Below are 16482 nucleotides of genomic sequence, written 5' to 3' on the forward strand. Positions count from 1 at the left end.
ATATGTAAAAAACGAATGTCATTTCGAGCGAAACGCAGTGGAGTCGAGAAATCTTATAACATTAATTTAAAACTATGAGATTTATCCTATCGTTGAAATGACAACAGGAACGAAGTATATTTAGTTTGATTGGTTAGTTTAGAAAAAGTAATGTTTATAAAAACATTGCTTTTTCTTTTTTAATTATATTTGATTCTAAATATTCTTACAATGAAAAAAATATTATTCTTATTCGTTTTTGCTTTTGCATTTTTAACATCTTGTTCTAAAGATGAAACTACTACGTATTATTTAATTCGTCATGCAGAAAAAGATAGAACAGATAAAACCAATAGAAACCCTAATTTGAATGAAAAAGGTAAAGAAAGAGCCAAAAAATGGGCTACTTATTTTAAAGATATTCAATTAAATGCTATTTATGCTACTAACTATAATAGAACGCAACAAACAGCTGCACCTACTGCAAACAGCAAAAACTTAGAAGTTAAAAGCTATAACCCTTCCAAATTATATGATTCTGATTTTAAAGCAAATACCAAAGGAAAATCTGTTGTAATTGTTGGACATAGCAACACTACTCCTGATTTTGCAAATGCAATTTTAGGTGATAAAAGATATGAGTGGATGAAAGATAATGACAACTCTAGTTTATATAAAATCACGTTAAACACCCATCAAATTAAAAGTGAAATCATTAAGGTTGAATTGTAAAATCTGAATTTTAAAACTAACAACTATTAATTAAAAATAAAGAGCTAAGAAACAAGAGACAAGAAACAAGAGACAAGAGTCACGAACTAGGAAACAAGAGCCCAGAGCCAAGAAACAAGAACCAAGAACCAAAAGCAAAAGCAAAGAGCTAAAAGTTAAAAGTTAAAAGCTAACATTATTTTCTAGCAACCAACATCATATGTGGACTAAAAGCCAAAACAGATTCGTCTAACTCTGTGGTTTTTAAGATTTCTAAAAGTGTTGCTTTTTTCTTAGGGTTTAGCATATTTGCAAAATATTCATTGTCTAACCAAATCATGCCTTCTACTGCAAAAAGGTTTAAGATTTCTAAATTTTGTGAGGTAAATTCCTTTTTTAATTGTTTGGGTTTGTGGTAATAACCGTCTGCTAATAACCATGGAAATTCTTCTGGCGGATTGTGTATTCCTGTTGTTAATTCTGTTTTACACATTTCTAAAAACGGTTTTTTATGCACCAAACCTTGCATTAAACCTGCAACTGTGCTTGCAGATGAATTGATTGCAAAACCTAAAATTAATCCGCCTTTTTTAAGTACTCTTTTGGCTTCTTTTATGGTTTGTAAACGGTCTTCTTTTTTTTGTAAATGATATAAAGGTCCGTGTAAAATTACTAAATCTGCACTTTCATTATTATAAGGTAAATTTCTGCTTTCGCCTAAAATTACCGTAAACGGATTTTTTAGTTTACCTGCTCTTTTTTGTGCTAGTTTAATATGCTTTTCTACAGGTTCTATTAAATGTACTTCGTGATTATTTTGTGCCAACCACTCACTGTATTTTCCTGTGCCACCACCAACGTCTACAATAGTTATTTTAGGCTTTTTTATGTGCCTTTCTATTAAAGATTTTATACGCTCGAACTCAAAAAAACCCATACCAGAATCTAAACGTGTTTCTTCTGATGCTTGGTTGTAAAAATTTTCTAATTCTTTGGAAATGAGTGATTTTTTGTTCATAAAATTGTAATAAACTATTTTAACATTCTAAAAGTTGGCAAATAGATTTAGCCGTGATTGAAGCGACATCCTTTTTGCCTTTTTCGGCAAAAAGATATAGCGAAAACCACGATTAAGCTACTTAAAAAATTAATTAAATTGGGTAACTTTTATGTTTTCTAAAACAATTTCAGAAATTTTTTCTAGTTGATTTTCTTCAAAAGCTTTGTCTATATTTTCTAAGGTAATATTGTTGTTTTTGGGTTTGTAATTATCAAAATCTGCAAATCTAATTTGGTTTACAATAGTTTCTTTTTTTAGGGCTCTAAAACGCTTGCCACCGCCATTTGTTTGGTAAGAATAGGCCAAATAATCTACCAAAAAATCTTTTTTACCAATCCAATAAATAAAGGTATCGTTAAAATCTTCTCCACCACCTTCTTCTGCAAATGTAATTTGTATTTTGTAATATGCTTTTGCTTTTACTATTGAAGATTTTAGTAGTTTTTTATGCACTGCTTTATCATTTAAACCAAATGGTAAAACCGAGAAATAATGGACGGAATTTACAGTGTTTTTGTAGGTATTAGCTTTTTTATCGGCTAGTTTTACCTCTTGACTGTGAATGAATCTTTTAAAAGTGTTATTGGTTAAAATATCTGTAATTGAATCTTTTTTTCTGGTTAATGTAAAATTTCCATAGGCTCTTTTTGCTTCGAATAATGTGTTTCTAAAATGAAACGCAATTTTTGCATTTGCTACTTTATTTACGCCTGACTTTAGAATGCTTTTATCTATAATTTCTTGCGCAGTAAGCTCTTTTTGAGCTGGTTTACAGGCTAAAAAAAGTAGAAAAATAAATATTGATAAATATTTCATTAAGTTTTGATTTTTTGTCGGAAATTGAAATCAAAATTACATTTCTTTCTTGAATTGAATAATGTATATTTGTTAAAAATATAATTGATTTATTGATTTCTTTTTTGGGATACAATAATCACACAAAAACAACCTAAGGTTGCAGAAAAAAATAAACATACAAAATAAAAAAGCGCGTTTTGAATTTGAAATTCTAGACAAATTTGTGGCTGGAATTCAGTTAACGGGTACAGAAATAAAATCGATAAGACTTAGCCAGGCAAGAATTACAGAGAGTTTTTGTGAGTTTAATGAGCGTGGCGAGTTGTTTATTGTAAATATGTATATTCAAGAATATATGTTTGGGCATCATTTTAATCATAAGCCAAAAAGTGAGCGTAGATTGTTGCTAAATAAACGTGAATTGCGCAGTTTAAAGAAGGATGTAGAGGCTAAAGGGAATACAATTGTACCTTTGCGTTTGTTTATTAATGATAGGGGTTTTGCAAAATTAGAGATTGCTTTGGCTAAAGGTAAACAGACACACGATAAGCGTAACACACTAAAAGACAGAGACAATAAACGTGATTTGGCAAGAATTAAAAAGAGTTTTAATTCGTAATTTTTGTTTATGATTGCTTTTTTAAAATTGATTCGTTACAAAAATCTACTGATGATTTTATTAACGATGGTTTTAACAAAGTATGCGCTTTTACACTCTTTTGAATATAATTTTATAAGTTTAAATCGGTTTATTTTATTGGCAATTTCAATAATTTTTACCACTGCTGCTGGTTATGTTATTAACGATATTTTTGATATTGAAACGGACCTTATAAATAAGCCACAAAAAACATACATTTCTAAAATAATTTCTTTAAAAAATGGTAGAATTTTATATTTTATTTTAACTGTTTTTGCGGGAGTTATCGCTTTTTCTTTTTCTATAAAACCAATTCATTATGTTTTATTTTTTGGTACACCAATTCTTTTATTCTTGTACTCTAAATATTTTAAAAGAACACTTTTTGTTGGTAATTTAATTGTTTCAATACTAGTTCCATTACCTATTTATATGGTTTACTTAATTGATTTTATTCCTTTTAAGACAAATGTTTCAACTTTTGACAACCCAATATATTATGCTACTTATTTTTATTTAGTATTTGCTTTTTTAACTACACTAATTCGAGAAATTATAAAAGATATAGAAGATGTAAATGGCGATTTAAAAATTAACGCCAAAACATTACCCATTGTATTTGGTAGAAAGAGAACTAAAAATGTTGCTTTTTTTTTTACTGTAATTTTATTGATTTTTCTAATACTTATAATAAGAAATATAACCTATGCAGTGATTCCTTTAATTTATAGTTTGCTCTTTTTATTGCTACCACTACTCTATTTTGTATGCAAATTGTGGTTTGCAAAAGGCAAAAAAGATTATTCTAAATTGAGTGGATTCATGAAAATAATTATGTTTTTTGGAATTTTATCTATGCTATTATTCAGAATAATATAAAATATTTGTCAGTGAACAATTTTTAGTTAAAAATTAAAACTCACACGTTACACTAAGCTTTAATAAGATCAGCTTTAATACTATTAATCAATAAAAAATGTTAAGAGAAAAACTTAAAAATTATAACATCATATTAGCCTCTGGTTCACCAAGAAGGCAGCAATTTTTTAAAGATTTAGATATCGATTTTACGATTCAATTAAAACCTGTAGAAGAAATCTATCCTAAAACATTACAAGCCGAGGAAATCACCAATTATTTGGCCGATTTAAAATCGAAAGCTTTTATAAATTTAACGGAAAAAGATATTTTAATAACATCAGACACCATTGTTTGGTTAGAAAACAAAGCTTTGGGCAAGCCAAAAGACAAAGTTGAAGCCGTTAAAATGTTACAAGAGTTGTCTGGAAAAACGCATAAAGTTATTACATCTGTCTCTTTAAAAAGCAAGAAACATCAGCAAATAATAAGCGATAGCACCCAAGTTACTTTTAAAACCTTAACAAAAGAAGAAATTGAGTATTATGTTACTACTTATAAACCTTTTGACAAAGCAGGTGCCTATGGCATACAGGAATGGATTGGTTTTATAGGAATAGAAAAAATTGAAGGAAGTTACTTTACAGTGGTAGGTTTGCCTGTTCATAAACTTTATAAAGCGCTTTCTAATTTGTAAATAAATCAAATTATAACAAATTGTTAAACTATTCTATTGTTTCCTTTCCTTAAAGTGAAATAAAAGGTTATTTTTACGGCAAATTATACAACACAACAATTTTTACAATTTTATAATGAAAAAATACACGTACACAGAAAAAAAAGATACACGTTCTGGTTTTGGTGATGGTTTAACGGAATTAGGTAGAACAAACCCAAATGTAGTTGCTTTATGTGCCGATTTAATTGGTTCTTTAAAAATGGATCAATTTATTAAAGAAAATCCAGAAAGATTTTTTCAAGTTGGTATTGCAGAAGCAAACATGATTGGTATTGCAGCAGGATTAACAATTGGTGGTAAAATACCATTTACGGGTACTTTTGCAAACTTTTCTACAGGTAGAGTTTACGATCAAATAAGACAATCTGTTGCGTATTCAGACAAAAATGTAAAAATTTGTGCATCGCATGCAGGGGTAACTTTAGGTGAAGATGGTGCAACACACCAAATATTGGAAGACATTGGTTTAATGAAAATGTTGCCTGGTATGACTGTTATTAATCCTTGTGATTATAACCAAACAAAAGCTGCAACCATTGCTATTGCAGAATTTGAAGGACCAGTTTACTTGCGTTTTGGTAGACCAAAAGTACCTGTTTTTATGCCAACAGACGAAGAGTTTGTAATTGGTAAAGGTATTCAGTTAACAGAAGGTACAGATGTTACTATTGTTGCCACTGGGCATTTAGTTTGGGAATCTTTACAAGCAGCAGAACAATTAGAAGCTGCTGGTATTTCTGCAGAAGTAATTAATATACATACCATAAAGCCTTTAGACGAAGAAATTATTTTAAAGTCTGTAGCAAAAACAGGTTGTATAGTAACAGCTGAAGAACATAATAAACTAGGAGGTTTAGGAGAAAGTGTTGCCAGAACATTAGCTTTAAACACGCCTACGCCGCAAGAATTTGTAGCAACTAATGATACTTTTGGAGAATCTGGAACACCTGCAGAATTAATGGCAAAATATGGTTTAGATGCTAGTGCAGTGGTTAAAGCTGTAAAGAAAGTAATTTCAAGAAAATAAATTTGTTTATATTTAGATATTCAAAATAATAAAACTTAAAATTATGAAAAAAGTAATCTTAATAATTTGTTTGGCTTTTGGTTTTAGCCATTATTCTAATGCACAACTAAATTTTGGTGTTAAGGGTGGTATTAATTACAACTCAGAATCTATTAAAGAAGTTGGCGCAGATGTTTTAGAAGGAGGAGATAGCAGAACAGGATTTCATGCTGGTGTTTGGTTACGTGCAAAAATACCTGTTTTAGGCTTATATATTAGACCTGAATTAATTTATACCAACCTAGAAAATGATGTGATTTTTGATTCAAATACCACAACAACTTATAGTTTTCAAAAAATTGATGTTCCTGTATTAATAGGAAAAAAGATTTTTGGCATTGGTAACGTTTTTGTTGGTCCTTCTTTTCAATATGTTTTAGATTCTAGTTTTGGTTTTGATGAGATACCAAATGTAGAAACCGATAATATTACAGTTGGTTTACAATTTGGTGCAGGAATCGAATTTGGTAAAATTGGTTTAGATGTAAGATATGAAAGAGGTTTTAACGGAATAGAATCTAATTTTTTAAACTCTAGAACTGGTAGAGAAGTAAACTTTGATACCAGAGTAAACCAAATTATAATTGGCTTATCTTTAAAGCTGTAATAACAAAACACACTATAATTTATATAAAAGCTCTTGAAAAATTTCAAGGGCTTTTTTTATTTAATTTTTCATTACAAGAAAAATTAAATCATTAAAAAATAAGTAACGAAATTAAATTCTTCTAAAAAGGATTTTAAAGAGATTAACTCAAAAAACAAGCAAAATATTCTTATAATAATTTAAGTACAGTCGTTATAATAACTATAAGTAATCGTAAAAGACAATATTGTTAAATTGCATTTAAAAAGATTTATTAAATAGCAAAACTAAATACTGTATTGCATAATTATTAAAAAGAATCTAAACTCTTTTAATACATTATTAACTCCTTATTTAAAATACCAAAAACAAAAAACTCTTGACTTCTCAAGAGTTTTTTATTAAATTGTTTCTAGTATACTTTAATTGATATTCGGATTTAAATAATCTGGCAGATTAGGTCTTGAGGTATCACTAAAATCATTTGTAGGATCGCCATCTCCATTAGCATCTTCCTCTATTGTTGCTTTTCCATCATTATCATGATCTGTATTTTCTACAAAATCTAATAATTCTAATTTATAAACAATAATTATATCAAAAAGAGGATCAATATTTTGCCTTGGTCCTGGCACAAAATCTATTGAAGGGTACGCCAAACCACTAGGCATAAAAACATATCCTTTACCGGTATTTTGATATGTAATAGGCCCGTTATTAGTAATATTCTCTCCAGGTCTAAAAAAAGGAAAAGCATTTACTGCACCCACTAAAGCCCTTTCATCTGGTGATATTGGTACAAACGTTCGTACTAAATTCCACCATATCTTATTGTTTCTCCTTGTAGGGTCAAATGCAATGCTATTATTAATAAGTGGTATTTCTGTTCTACTTATAAAAACGGAATCCACTTTGGTAGGGTTACCTTTTGTTGAATTTGGTTTACCCTCTTCAGTTATATAAACGTATAGTTTATAATCAATATCATTTTGAGTAACGTCTTTTATTTTTAAATTTTCAGTATCATTAATTAAAGCAGTTTGTCCTGCGTTAATTAATCTAATATCATCTAAATTCGCATCATAGTAATGAGTGCTTAAAAATTGTACTATAGAGTCGTTATCAGATTTTGCCAATGCTTCATAATCTACATCTTCAAACGGATTAATAAAACCAAAATTTTCTTCATCACAAGAAATAAATACAATTACAGATAAAGCAACTAGAAAAAAAATACTTTTTATTTTACTCATTTTAAACTCAAAATTTAGGTTGGCAATTTACCATTTTTATATCTTTGTAAAAAGACAATAAGTACTTTTTAACTTTTTTTATGAGGATAGATAAATATTTATGGTGCATTCGTGTTTTTAAAACAAGAAGCATAGCAACAACTGCGTGTAAAAAAGGTCAAGTAAAAATAGATGGTAAAATTGTGAAGCCTTCTAAAGACATTTTTGGCGATGAACTTTTAATGATTAGAAAAAATCAAATAAATTACAAAATAAAAGTTTTAGATTTACCAGAAAGTAGAGTTGGTGCTAAAATTGTAGATCTTTACAGAAAAGATTGCACACCTAAAGAGGAGTTTGAAAAAACAGCCTTATTAAAATTTGCAAAAGATTATTACCGAAAAAAAGGAGTTGGAAGACCAACAAAAAAAGACAGGAGAGATATAGATAATTTTCAGGAAGATACAAACCCAGAGTTATGAAAACAGTAGACACTATAATTTTAAACAACCAACAGATAAATCAAAAAATTAAAAGAATTGCGTATCAGATTTACGAAAGCAATACTTCTGAAAAAGAAGTAATTATAGCAGGAATTATTGGTAATGGGTATATTTTTGCAAAAAAAATAGCAACTATTTTAGAGAATATCTCTGATTTAAAAGTAATACTTTGTGAAGTTAACATAAACAAAAAAAAGCCATTAGAAAAAGTAAGTACTTCTATAGCAATTACGGAATATAAAAAGAAATCTTTAGTTTTAGTTGACGATGTTTTAAATTCTGGCACTACCCTAATTTACGGAATCAAACACTTTTTAGATGTACCCTTAAAAAGATTTAAAACGGCTGTATTAGTTAATAGAAATCACAAAAAATATCCTGTAAAGGCTGATTTTAAAGGTATTTCTTTATCTACCTCCATAAATGAGCATGTGCAAGTTTCTTTTACAAATAATGATTCTAAAGCTTTTTTAGCTTAATAAATTAGTTAGTTCTTGAGCTACTTCTTTTTTAGTTTTCTGATCAATTTTTACAGTCATTTTAGCTTGCTCGTAATAAGGGCGTCTTTCAAATAGGTGTTTTGCTACAAATTCGGGTATTTTATCATCACTTAAAGAAGCAATTATAGGTCTTTTTGCTTTTTTTCTAACTGCTCTATCTATCATGGTATTTGTGTTTCCTTGTAAATAAATAGAAATAGCCTCTGTTTTGTTAATGGCATTCATATTATTAGCATAACATGGGGTTCCTCCTCCTAAAGCTAAAATATAATCTTGCTCCATTTCTAAAATTTCCAATAAATATGTATTTTCAATTTTTCGAAAATAAATTTCTCCCTTTACCTTAAAAATTTCTGGAATAGTCATATTTTCTTTCTCTTGAATATAGTCATCTAAGTCTAAAAAATTCAAAGACAAGTTTTTAGCTAACTTCTTACCAATAGAAGTTTTTCCTGAAGCCATATATCCCAAAAGAATTATTTTCATTTTTTAAAATTTTTACAAATATCGTTAAAAATTATTCATTTTTATAGCACTAATACCAATCATTGATAGTATATTTGCAACCGATTAATAAAAGACCTGGTAGCTCAGTTGGTAGAGCATCTCCCTTTTAAGGAGAGGGTCCTGGGTTCGAGCCCCAGCCCGGTCACAAAAGGTTAAGTTTTATTACTTAACCTTTCTTTTTTTTTAAAGCGCACGTGGCGAAACTGGTAGACGCGCAGCCTTGAGGGGGCTGTTTTCGCAAGAAAGTGGAAGTTCGAATCTTCTCGTGCGCACATTTTACTTTCTTTTACAAAAATTTAACCTAACTCTTAACTTATATCACTATTATTGTAGTATGCAAAGATTATTTTTTATTTTTTGCTTACTTTTTGCGGTAAGCTATTATTCTCAAACAGATAGCCTGAAGGTTCAAAAACTTAAGGGGCAAATTATACACGCTGTTAAAAACAACGCTTTAAGTGCGGCGCATGTTTTAAATTTAAATACTGTAAATGGTACCATAACCAACGATAAAGGCTTTTTTGAACTACCTACAAGAGTAAATGATACAATTTTGGTTTCTTATTTAGGCTTTGAGTCTATTAAACTAAAAGTTACCAACGATTTATTAAAAGGTAATGAATTGGAAATTGCCCTTTATGAAAGGCCAGAAGATGTAAAAGAGGTGGTTATTAGGTCTACAAAACTTATTGGAGTTTTAGAAATAGACGTAAAAATGGTACCTAAAGACCGTTTTACAAGAATACATATAAATGGTTTACCGCAATCTTACGAAGTTGGTAAGCCCTCTAAAAGAAACTTTTCCTCGCCTATTGCTGCCATTTTTCAACCTGTAGATTTCTTGTATAATTTATTTGGTAAAAAGCCAAAGCAATTAAAAAAGTTACAAACACTAAAAAAAGAAGACGATTTACGTAAAATGCTCGCAGGTAAATTTGATAGAGAAGTAATGATGGAGTATTTAGATATGGATAGAAAAGAGTTATCTGATTTACTAACCGATTGCAACTATTCTGCGTATTTTATCAAAAAAGCATCAGATTTACAAATGATTGAGGCCGTTTTAGATTGTTATGAAAAATACAAGGCCTTAAAAAAGGGTGAAATTAAAAGGGATAAAATTCCTTCTAAAAATTAAATAAACAAAATAAAAAGGTCAGAAAAAATTTTCTGACCTTTTTTTATGTTCGGCTTTACAGTAAAACCTCGTAGTTGCATATTTGTGCTTATACTCTTCTCTCTGCAAGTTCCAAATAGTTATTTTTCATACAACTAATACTTTCTTAATTGCTTCCTTTTCTTATATTTCTGCCAACTTCTTAGAACTTTAAATATTTTGCTTTAAAATATTGAATAGATTAATTTATGCACTCACAACGCTTTAAAGTAAATTTATTATTTACTTTAAAGCAATAAAAAAATCCAGCAAAAAGCTGGATTTTTAATTTTATTATAAAGTCTAATTTTTTATTGATTTCCTAATATAATAGGCATTCCAGAGTCTCCAGAACCAATAACTATTACTTTACTGTTTGGAGATTCAGATAATTTAACTGTTGCTTCTATACCTTTATCTTGTAGAATTTTATCGGTTAAAGACGCACTTAAAATTCGGTTAGATTCAGCTTTACCTTTTGCATCAATAATTACTTTTTCTGCCTCTTTTTGAGCTGTTACCAATCTAAATTCATATTCTAAAGATTCTTGCTCTTGTTTTAACTTTCTTTCAATAGCTTCTTTAATTGTTATTGGCAATTTAACGTCTTCTACTAAAACTCTTTTAACAGTTAAAAACTGACCTTCTAATAATTTAGTTACTTCGTCTAAAATTTCTTGTTCAATAACATCTCTTTTACTAGAATACAATTGTTCTGGTGTATAACGTCCTACAACACTTCTTGCAGCCGCATTAACTGCAGGATCCAATAATTCTCTCTCGTAATCTTCTCCTTTTGTTTTTATTAATTTCCCTAGGTTTTCAAATTCTGGTTCGTACCAAATTGTACCGTTTACTTTAACTTCTAATCCGTTCACGGAAAGTACATTCATCTCATCTGAAATAGATTGCTGACGCACTTTTCTTACAATCATCTTATTCCAAGGAGCTACGATATTAAAACCTTCACCGTAAGTTTTTTCTGTATTCACTCCATCTCCAAGCGTTTCAAAAATTACACCTCCTTCTCCAGGACCAATAGTAACTGTAGATTTAGAAAATAAAATTAAAGCAGCTACTGCGATAATTATAAAAAAAACACCTCCTTTAGGAAACTTAATATCCATTTGATTATTTGCCATTATATTACATTTAAAGTTTAATCAAATTTACGACTTAACTTTAGTAAAAGCAATTTGTAAATGGCTTATAATGTTAGATAAATCTTAAATTTTGCCATAGTATTTTCTAAGAAACCATTCTATTGCTAAAAGGGCTAAAACTATAAAAAGTAAGCTTTTAAAATTTACTAAACTCTGTTCTGTTATAGTAGACTTTTGTGCAATAAAATAGTTTTTATCTACCAATAGTGTATTAATCAATTTATCTGATTGGTCTTTATAAAAAAGCTTCCCTCCTGTTTTTTCTGCTAAAACTTCTAATTTGGCATCATTTGCACTGGTAAATTGCTCTTCAATAATATAATCTGTAATTTTAAAACTACCGTATTTTTTAATATTTTGCCCTAAAACGGTTACTTTATAACTGTAATTTCCAGAAGGAAGATTGTTTACCAAGGCCTGATAATTATTATTTACTAAAGAAAATGGTAGCTTTTTAATGGTCTTAGTTTCTTTATTGGTAATCGCTATTTCTAAAGATGCACGATCATCAAAATTGTAATTTTTATCTGTGTAAAACGCATTAATTTTTATTGGTGAATTTGCAGGGTACATATTTTCTGCATTAATTTCTAAACGACTGCGTTTCTTTTTTGAAGCAATATATTGCACTAAATTCCCAACAAATTGATCAAATTCTTCAAAATTATTGGAATTTAAAAAACTTGCCGCTCTCCACTTCCATATGTCTTCACCAAATAGTACCGCTGCTTTTTGTTCATTTTGTTCTAAAACAGACAATAAAGGCTGCTCTGTTTGCAATCCGTTTATATTTTGAAATAATAAATCTTGATGGTCTTTAGTAAAATTAACTTCACCAAATTTATCTTTTAAAGGAGAAAATTGATTAAATCCAAAGTCCTTTTGAAGAAAAGTTAAAAAAGTATCATTATAAATTGCACTATAATTTTCTGTTTGATTGATACTATTTTTAGTAAAACCTAGTTGCTTTTTATTAATGAAATTCCAATCTGTAATTCCGCCAGAAATTAAAAAATAATTAAAGTTCTGTTTCATAATATCATCAACAACACTATTAAAGTTGTTATTTGGTTGATATAGAATAACTAATTGATAATCTGATATTTCTTTTTTAAATTTAGAGATTTCAAAAACATCTACAGCACGTTGTTTATTGCTTTCTATTGCTTTTTTTAAGGCACCAATATCTGGATGTAATATTGATGTTAGTATTAAAATTTTACTTTGCTCGTCTATTACTTCAACAGAAAAATTCTTAATATTATTTCTTATGTTTTTTTCGTCTTTTATTTTTTGAATGGAAGCTGTATAATAACTTAAACCTTCTTTGGTAGATGTTAAATTTGCGAGTACTATTTTAGAATTTTCATTTTTGGAAAATTGAACCTTTTCAGAATACACACTTCTTCCACCAGAAAAAATAGAGAATTTTGTTGTTATGGGTTGATCTCCTTCATAGTTTAGAATTACTTCTACGGGAAACTTATTTTTTATATAACTGTATTTATTTACGTTTATTTGTGTAACGCTTACATCTTTATATTTCGTAGTATCTCCAAAAACTACAGGATAAAGCTTCGATTTACTTTTTATAAATTCATAATCTCTACCAATAGTTTGGTTACCATCTGTTAGCAATACAATTGCATTGTTTTTATTTTTGTTTAATTCATTTAATTTTAAAATACCGTTAGCAATATTTGTAGCATTTTTATTGAAGGTTAGCGAATCTAAAACGTTTAAATTATCGCTAAAGCTGAAAAAATCGATATTAAATTTATCTTGGAGTTTTGAGTTGTTACTCAAACTATTTTTAAAATTAATAATATTTACATCTTCTTTAAAAAAAGGTATGGATTTAGAATTATCAATTAAAAAAGATAAGCTAGGCTTTATATTTTCTAACTGCTTGCTCTTTATTGTTGGATTTATAAAAAGCAATAACAACAAAAAAAGACTAAACGTTTTTAATACAAATAATAAAATATGAATTCTAGGTTTACTCTTACGCTTATAAAAGTATTGAAAATAAGCAACAAATACACTTATTAAAAGTGCAATAATTATATATAAAATGGTAGTTGTTTGCAATGTAAATTATTTAAGGTGAAGATATAAATAACATAGATAAAAAAGAAACCTGCAACAATAAATTGTTACAGGTTTATGTTTTTGTTCTTTTACTTTTCAATATGAATTGAAATTAAAAAAAACTATTTTATGTTAGCATTCCTCCATCTACAGAAAGTGTTTGCCCTGTAATATAAGCACTCATATCTGACGCTAAAAATATACAAGCATTTGCAATATCTATAGGTTGCCCACCTCTTTTTAAAGGAATACCATCTCTCCAAGATTCTACAGTTGCTTCATCTAATTTTGCAGTCATTTCTGTTTCTATAAAACCTGGTGCTATAACGTTACTTCTAACGTTTCTAGAACCTAACTCTAAAGCTACAGATTTAGAAAAACCAACAATACCTGCCTTAGATGCTGCATAATTTGCTTGTCCTGCATTTCCTTTTAAACCTACAACAGAACTCATATTAATAATAGAACCACTTCTCTGCTTCATCATTGGTCTTATTACTGCTTTTGTTAGGTTGAAAACAGATTTTAAATTTACCTCAATTACCTTATCAAAATCTTCTTCAGAAATACGCATTAACAAATTGTCTTTTGTAATACCTGCGTTATTTACTAAAATGTCTATTGCTCCAAATTCTTTTTGAACTGTTTTTGCCAATTCTTGAGCCGCATTAAAATCTGCAGCATTTGATTGGTAACCTATAGCGGAGACACCATAAGATTTTAATTCTTCTTCTAAAGCATTAGCTGCATCTACAGAAGAACTGTATGTAAAAGCTACATTTGCACCTTGTTTTGCAAACTCTACGGCAATACTTCTACCAATACCTCTTGTAGCACCTGTAACTATTGCAGATTTATTTTCTAATAATTTCATATCTAAGATTATTTAGTTGATTGTTTTAAATGAAAATTCCCACTTTAAAAGCGGGAATTTACTATTTGTTAATGAATAGTTCTAGACACCGCTCGAACTTACATTTTTATTTATTTTAAAACGCTAGCCACCATTTCTCCAATTTTTGCTGGAGAGCTTACAACGTGTACTCCGTTTTCTGCTAAAATTTTCATTTTTGCTTGTGCAGTATCATCTGCGCCACCAACAATTGCTCCTGCATGTCCCATTGTTCTTCCTGCTGGTGCAGTTTGTCCTGCTATAAAACCAACTACTGGCTTTCTATTTCCATCAGCTTTAATCCATTGTGCAGCCTCTGCTTCTAAGTTACCACCAATTTCACCAATCATTACAATAGCTTCTGTTGCTGGGTCATTCATTAGTAATTCTACTGCCTCTTTTGTTGTAGTTCCAATAATTGGATCTCCACCAATACCAATTGCTGTAGTAATACCAAAACCTTGTTTTACAACTTGGTCTGCAGCTTCATAGGTTAAAGTACCAGATTTAGAAACAATACCTACTTTACCTTTTTTAAAGATAAAACCTGGCATAATACCAACTTTAGCTTCGTCTGGTGTAATGACACCTGGACAGTTAGGGCCAACCAATCTACAATCTTTATCTGCAATATAAGCCTTAACTTTAACCATGTCTGCAGTAGGAATACCTTCTGTAATACAAATAATTACTTTAATTCCTGCATCAGCAGATTCCATAATTGCATCTGCCGCAAAAGCAGGTGGTACAAATATAATTGACGTGTCTGCAGCTACTTTCTCAACAGCTTCTACAACTGTATTAAAAACTGGTTTACCCAAATGCTCTTGACCTCCTTTACCTGGAGTTACACCACCAACAACGTTGGTACCATAATCTATCATTTGACCCGCGTGAAAAGTACCTTCACTACCTGTAAAACCTTGTACAATTATTTTTGAATTTTTATTTACTAAAACACTCATTGGCTTATTTTTTATTTTCTAAAGCAAAAATAGTTTATTGTGCCTTTTTAAAAAAGAAATTGAAAGGTTTCTTAACCTCTGAAAACTATATAAAAAGTTAAAATTTTATAATTCTTCTCTTTTTTCTTTTAAAAGACGTTTTATTCCTGCTAATTCTTTTAATTTTTCCCTTGATTCTGCTATTGGTGTGCCAAAATAGCTCTTACCCCCAGAAACCGATTTTGTTACTCCTGTTTGTCCCAAAATTACAGCACCCTTGCCTATTGTAATACCACTATTTGTGCCAACTTGACCCCAAATAGTTACTTCATCTTCTATAACAACACAGCCAGCAATACCTGTTTGAGATGCAATTAGACATTTTTTTCCAATAATAGTATCATGACCAACATGTACCTGGTTGTCTATTTTTGTTCCTTCACCAATGGTAGTATCTCCTGTAACTCCTTTATCTATCGAACAAGAAGCACCTAAATCTACATGGTTTTTAAGAACAACTCTACCACCAGAAATTAATTTATCAAAACCTGAGGGTCTATTCTTATAATAAAAAGCATCTGCACCTAAAACCGTGTTTGCATGAATTGTAACGTAATCACCAATTACAGTATTATCATAAATGGTAACGTTTGGATGAATTACACAATTTTTACCAATACTAACATTATTACCTATGAAAACATTGGGTTGAATAATAGTTTGCTCTCCAATAATAGCAGAGTCTGCTATGGAAACTTTGGCCGCTATAAAAGGATTAAAATGTGTTGTAATTTTGTTGAAATCACGAAAAGGATCATCTGAAATTAATAAAGCTTTACCCTCTGGACAATCAACTTTTTTATTAATTAAAATTGTTGTTGCCTTAGACTGTAAAGCTTTATCATAATATTTTGGATGATCTACAAAAACAATATCTCCTTTTTCTACAACATGAATTTCATTAATTCCTAAAATCTGAAAGTTAGACTCACCAACTGGCTGAGCATTAATTAATTTTGCTATTTGTTGTAAAGTTTGTGATTTTTTGAATTTCATA

18 protein-coding genes and 2 tRNA genes are annotated in these 16482 nt (G+C 29.4%); 11 read left to right on the forward strand and 9 right to left on the reverse strand.

What is annotated here, in order from left to right:
• Nucleotides 1-210: 210 nt before the first annotated feature.
• The gene (locus tag Q0684_RS05410; protein WP_299013559.1) at nt 211-711 is read left to right on the forward strand and encodes a phosphoglycerate mutase family protein; all 501 of its coding nucleotides are present in this window, start codon (nt 211-213) and stop codon (nt 709-711) included.
• 175 nt (nt 712-886) lie between these two features.
• On the opposite strand, the gene Q0684_RS05415 is transcribed toward Q0684_RS05410, so the two are convergent.
• Complete coding sequence (locus Q0684_RS05415; protein ID WP_299013561.1) at nt 887-1708, reverse strand: class I SAM-dependent methyltransferase; 822 nt, start codon at nt 1706-1708, stop codon at nt 887-889.
• Between the two features lie 129 nt (nt 1709-1837).
• Entirely contained in the window at nt 1838-2566 is a 729-nt protein-coding gene (locus Q0684_RS05420; RefSeq protein ID WP_299013564.1) for a DUF6503 family protein, read from the reverse strand.
• Between the two features lie 139 nt (nt 2567-2705).
• Between Q0684_RS05420 and smpB the strand changes: the two genes are divergently transcribed.
• From smpB to Q0684_RS05445, 5 genes are all read left to right on the forward strand, one after another.
• Nucleotides 2706-3167 (forward strand): SsrA-binding protein SmpB, encoded by a 462-nt coding sequence (gene smpB / locus Q0684_RS05425; RefSeq protein ID WP_299013566.1) that lies wholly within the window; start codon nt 2706-2708, stop codon nt 3165-3167.
• A 51-nt stretch (nt 3168-3218) separates the two neighbouring features.
• Nucleotides 3219-4067, forward strand: coding sequence for a geranylgeranylglycerol-phosphate geranylgeranyltransferase (locus Q0684_RS05430; RefSeq protein WP_299013568.1), 849 nt, complete (start codon nt 3219-3221; stop codon nt 4065-4067).
• Between the two features lie 97 nt (nt 4068-4164).
• Nucleotides 4165-4743 (forward strand): Maf-like protein, encoded by a 579-nt coding sequence (locus Q0684_RS05435; protein WP_299013570.1) that lies wholly within the window; start codon nt 4165-4167, stop codon nt 4741-4743.
• Between the two features lie 115 nt (nt 4744-4858).
• Complete coding sequence (locus Q0684_RS05440; RefSeq protein ID WP_299013572.1) at nt 4859-5812, forward strand: transketolase family protein; 954 nt, start codon at nt 4859-4861, stop codon at nt 5810-5812.
• Nucleotides 5813-5855: 43 nt separating this feature from the next.
• A complete protein-coding gene (locus Q0684_RS05445) occupies nt 5856-6458 on the forward strand; it encodes a porin family protein (RefSeq protein ID WP_299013574.1) in 603 nt (200 codons plus the stop codon).
• A gap of 401 nt (nt 6459-6859) precedes the next feature.
• Here the strand turns inward: Q0684_RS05445 and Q0684_RS05450 are convergent, their stop codons facing one another.
• Nucleotides 6860-7690 (reverse strand): peptidylprolyl isomerase, encoded by an 831-nt coding sequence (locus tag Q0684_RS05450; RefSeq protein WP_299013576.1) that lies wholly within the window; start codon nt 7688-7690, stop codon nt 6860-6862.
• A gap of 80 nt (nt 7691-7770) precedes the next feature.
• Here Q0684_RS05450 and Q0684_RS05455 point away from each other — a divergent pair, with 80 nt between their 5' ends.
• Both Q0684_RS05455 and Q0684_RS05460 read left to right on the forward strand, forming a co-directional pair.
• Nucleotides 7771-8151, forward strand: a complete 381-nt coding sequence (locus Q0684_RS05455; RefSeq protein WP_299013578.1) for a S4 domain-containing protein — start codon at nt 7771-7773, stop codon at nt 8149-8151.
• A complete protein-coding gene (locus Q0684_RS05460; RefSeq protein WP_299013580.1) occupies nt 8148-8651 on the forward strand; it encodes a phosphoribosyltransferase family protein in 504 nt (167 codons plus the stop codon). The genes Q0684_RS05455 and Q0684_RS05460 overlap by 4 nt, the downstream gene beginning before the upstream one ends.
• Here Q0684_RS05460 and Q0684_RS05465 read toward each other — a convergent pair.
• A complete protein-coding gene (locus Q0684_RS05465; RefSeq protein WP_299013582.1) occupies nt 8643-9158 on the reverse strand; it encodes a shikimate kinase in 516 nt (171 codons plus the stop codon). The two genes, Q0684_RS05460 and Q0684_RS05465, sit on opposite strands and share 9 nt — an antisense overlap.
• A 93-nt stretch (nt 9159-9251) precedes the next feature.
• Between Q0684_RS05465 and Q0684_RS05470 the strand changes: the two genes are divergently transcribed.
• The 3 genes from Q0684_RS05470 (at nt 9252) to Q0684_RS05480 (ending at nt 10317) form a co-directional block, all read left to right on the forward strand.
• Nucleotides 9252-9324: transfer RNA gene (locus tag Q0684_RS05470), tRNA-Lys, on the forward strand.
• 43 nt (nt 9325-9367) lie between these two features.
• Nucleotides 9368-9451, forward strand: a tRNA-Leu gene (locus tag Q0684_RS05475).
• Between the two features lie 62 nt (nt 9452-9513).
• On the forward strand, nt 9514-10317 hold the full coding sequence (locus Q0684_RS05480; RefSeq protein WP_299013584.1) for a carboxypeptidase-like regulatory domain-containing protein: 804 nt from the start codon (nt 9514-9516) through the stop codon (nt 10315-10317).
• A gap of 329 nt (nt 10318-10646) precedes the next feature.
• Here Q0684_RS05480 and Q0684_RS05485 read toward each other — a convergent pair whose 3' ends face one another.
• From Q0684_RS05485 to Q0684_RS05505, 5 genes are all read right to left on the reverse strand, one after another.
• Nucleotides 10647-11477, reverse strand: coding sequence for a prohibitin family protein (locus tag Q0684_RS05485; RefSeq protein ID WP_299013586.1), 831 nt, complete (start codon nt 11475-11477; stop codon nt 10647-10649).
• An 84-nt stretch (nt 11478-11561) separates the two neighbouring features.
• Complete coding sequence (locus Q0684_RS05490; RefSeq protein WP_299013588.1) at nt 11562-13589, reverse strand: VWA domain-containing protein; 2028 nt, start codon at nt 13587-13589, stop codon at nt 11562-11564.
• Nucleotides 13590-13716: 127 nt separating this feature from the next.
• Nucleotides 13717-14463 (reverse strand): 3-oxoacyl-[acyl-carrier-protein] reductase, encoded by a 747-nt coding sequence (gene fabG, locus Q0684_RS05495; protein WP_299013590.1) that lies wholly within the window; start codon nt 14461-14463, stop codon nt 13717-13719.
• Nucleotides 14464-14573: 110 nt separating this feature from the next.
• Nucleotides 14574-15446: a succinate--CoA ligase subunit alpha gene (sucD, locus tag Q0684_RS05500; RefSeq protein WP_299013592.1), complete on the reverse strand. Its 873-nt coding sequence runs from the start codon at nt 15444-15446 to the stop codon at nt 14574-14576.
• Nucleotides 15447-15551: 105 nt separating this feature from the next.
• Nucleotides 15552-16481, reverse strand: a complete 930-nt coding sequence (locus tag Q0684_RS05505) for a UDP-3-O-(3-hydroxymyristoyl)glucosamine N-acyltransferase (protein ID WP_299013594.1) — start codon at nt 16479-16481, stop codon at nt 15552-15554.
• Between the last annotated feature and the right edge of the window lies 1 nt (nt 16482).

Source organism: uncultured Polaribacter sp. (genome assembly GCF_947503875.1).
GTDB lineage: Bacteria > Bacteroidota > Bacteroidia > Flavobacteriales > Flavobacteriaceae > Polaribacter.

Coding starts and splice junctions, on each gene's coding strand:
- Q0684_RS05410 (WP_299013559.1), top strand. CDS start 211: ATGAAAAAAATATTATTCTTATTCGTTTTTGCTTTTGCATTTTTAACA.
- Q0684_RS05415 (WP_299013561.1), bottom strand. CDS start 1,708: ATGAACAAAAAATCACTCATTTCCAAAGAATTAGAAAATTTTTACAAC.
- Q0684_RS05420 (WP_299013564.1), bottom strand. CDS start 2,566: ATGAAATATTTATCAATATTTATTTTTCTACTTTTTTTAGCCTGTAAA.
- Q0684_RS05430 (WP_299013568.1), top strand. CDS start 3,219: ATGATTTTATTAACGATGGTTTTAACAAAGTATGCGCTTTTACACTCT.
- Q0684_RS05435 (WP_299013570.1), top strand. CDS start 4,165: ATGTTAAGAGAAAAACTTAAAAATTATAACATCATATTAGCCTCTGGT.
- Q0684_RS05440 (WP_299013572.1), top strand. CDS start 4,859: ATGAAAAAATACACGTACACAGAAAAAAAAGATACACGTTCTGGTTTT.
- Q0684_RS05445 (WP_299013574.1), top strand. CDS start 5,856: ATGAAAAAAGTAATCTTAATAATTTGTTTGGCTTTTGGTTTTAGCCAT.
- Q0684_RS05450 (WP_299013576.1), bottom strand. CDS start 7,690: ATGAGTAAAATAAAAAGTATTTTTTTTCTAGTTGCTTTATCTGTAATT.
- Q0684_RS05455 (WP_299013578.1), top strand. CDS start 7,771: ATGAGGATAGATAAATATTTATGGTGCATTCGTGTTTTTAAAACAAGA.
- Q0684_RS05460 (WP_299013580.1), top strand. CDS start 8,148: ATGAAAACAGTAGACACTATAATTTTAAACAACCAACAGATAAATCAA.
- Q0684_RS05465 (WP_299013582.1), bottom strand. CDS start 9,158: ATGAAAATAATTCTTTTGGGATATATGGCTTCAGGAAAAACTTCTATT.
- Q0684_RS05480 (WP_299013584.1), top strand. CDS start 9,514: ATGCAAAGATTATTTTTTATTTTTTGCTTACTTTTTGCGGTAAGCTAT.
- Q0684_RS05485 (WP_299013586.1), bottom strand. CDS start 11,477: ATGGCAAATAATCAAATGGATATTAAGTTTCCTAAAGGAGGTGTTTTT.
- fabG (WP_299013590.1), bottom strand. CDS start 14,463: ATGAAATTATTAGAAAATAAATCTGCAATAGTTACAGGTGCTACAAGA.
- sucD (WP_299013592.1), bottom strand. CDS start 15,446: ATGAGTGTTTTAGTAAATAAAAATTCAAAAATAATTGTACAAGGTTTT.
- Q0684_RS05505 (WP_299013594.1), bottom strand. CDS start 16,481: ATGAAATTCAAAAAATCACAAACTTTACAACAAATAGCAAAATTAATT.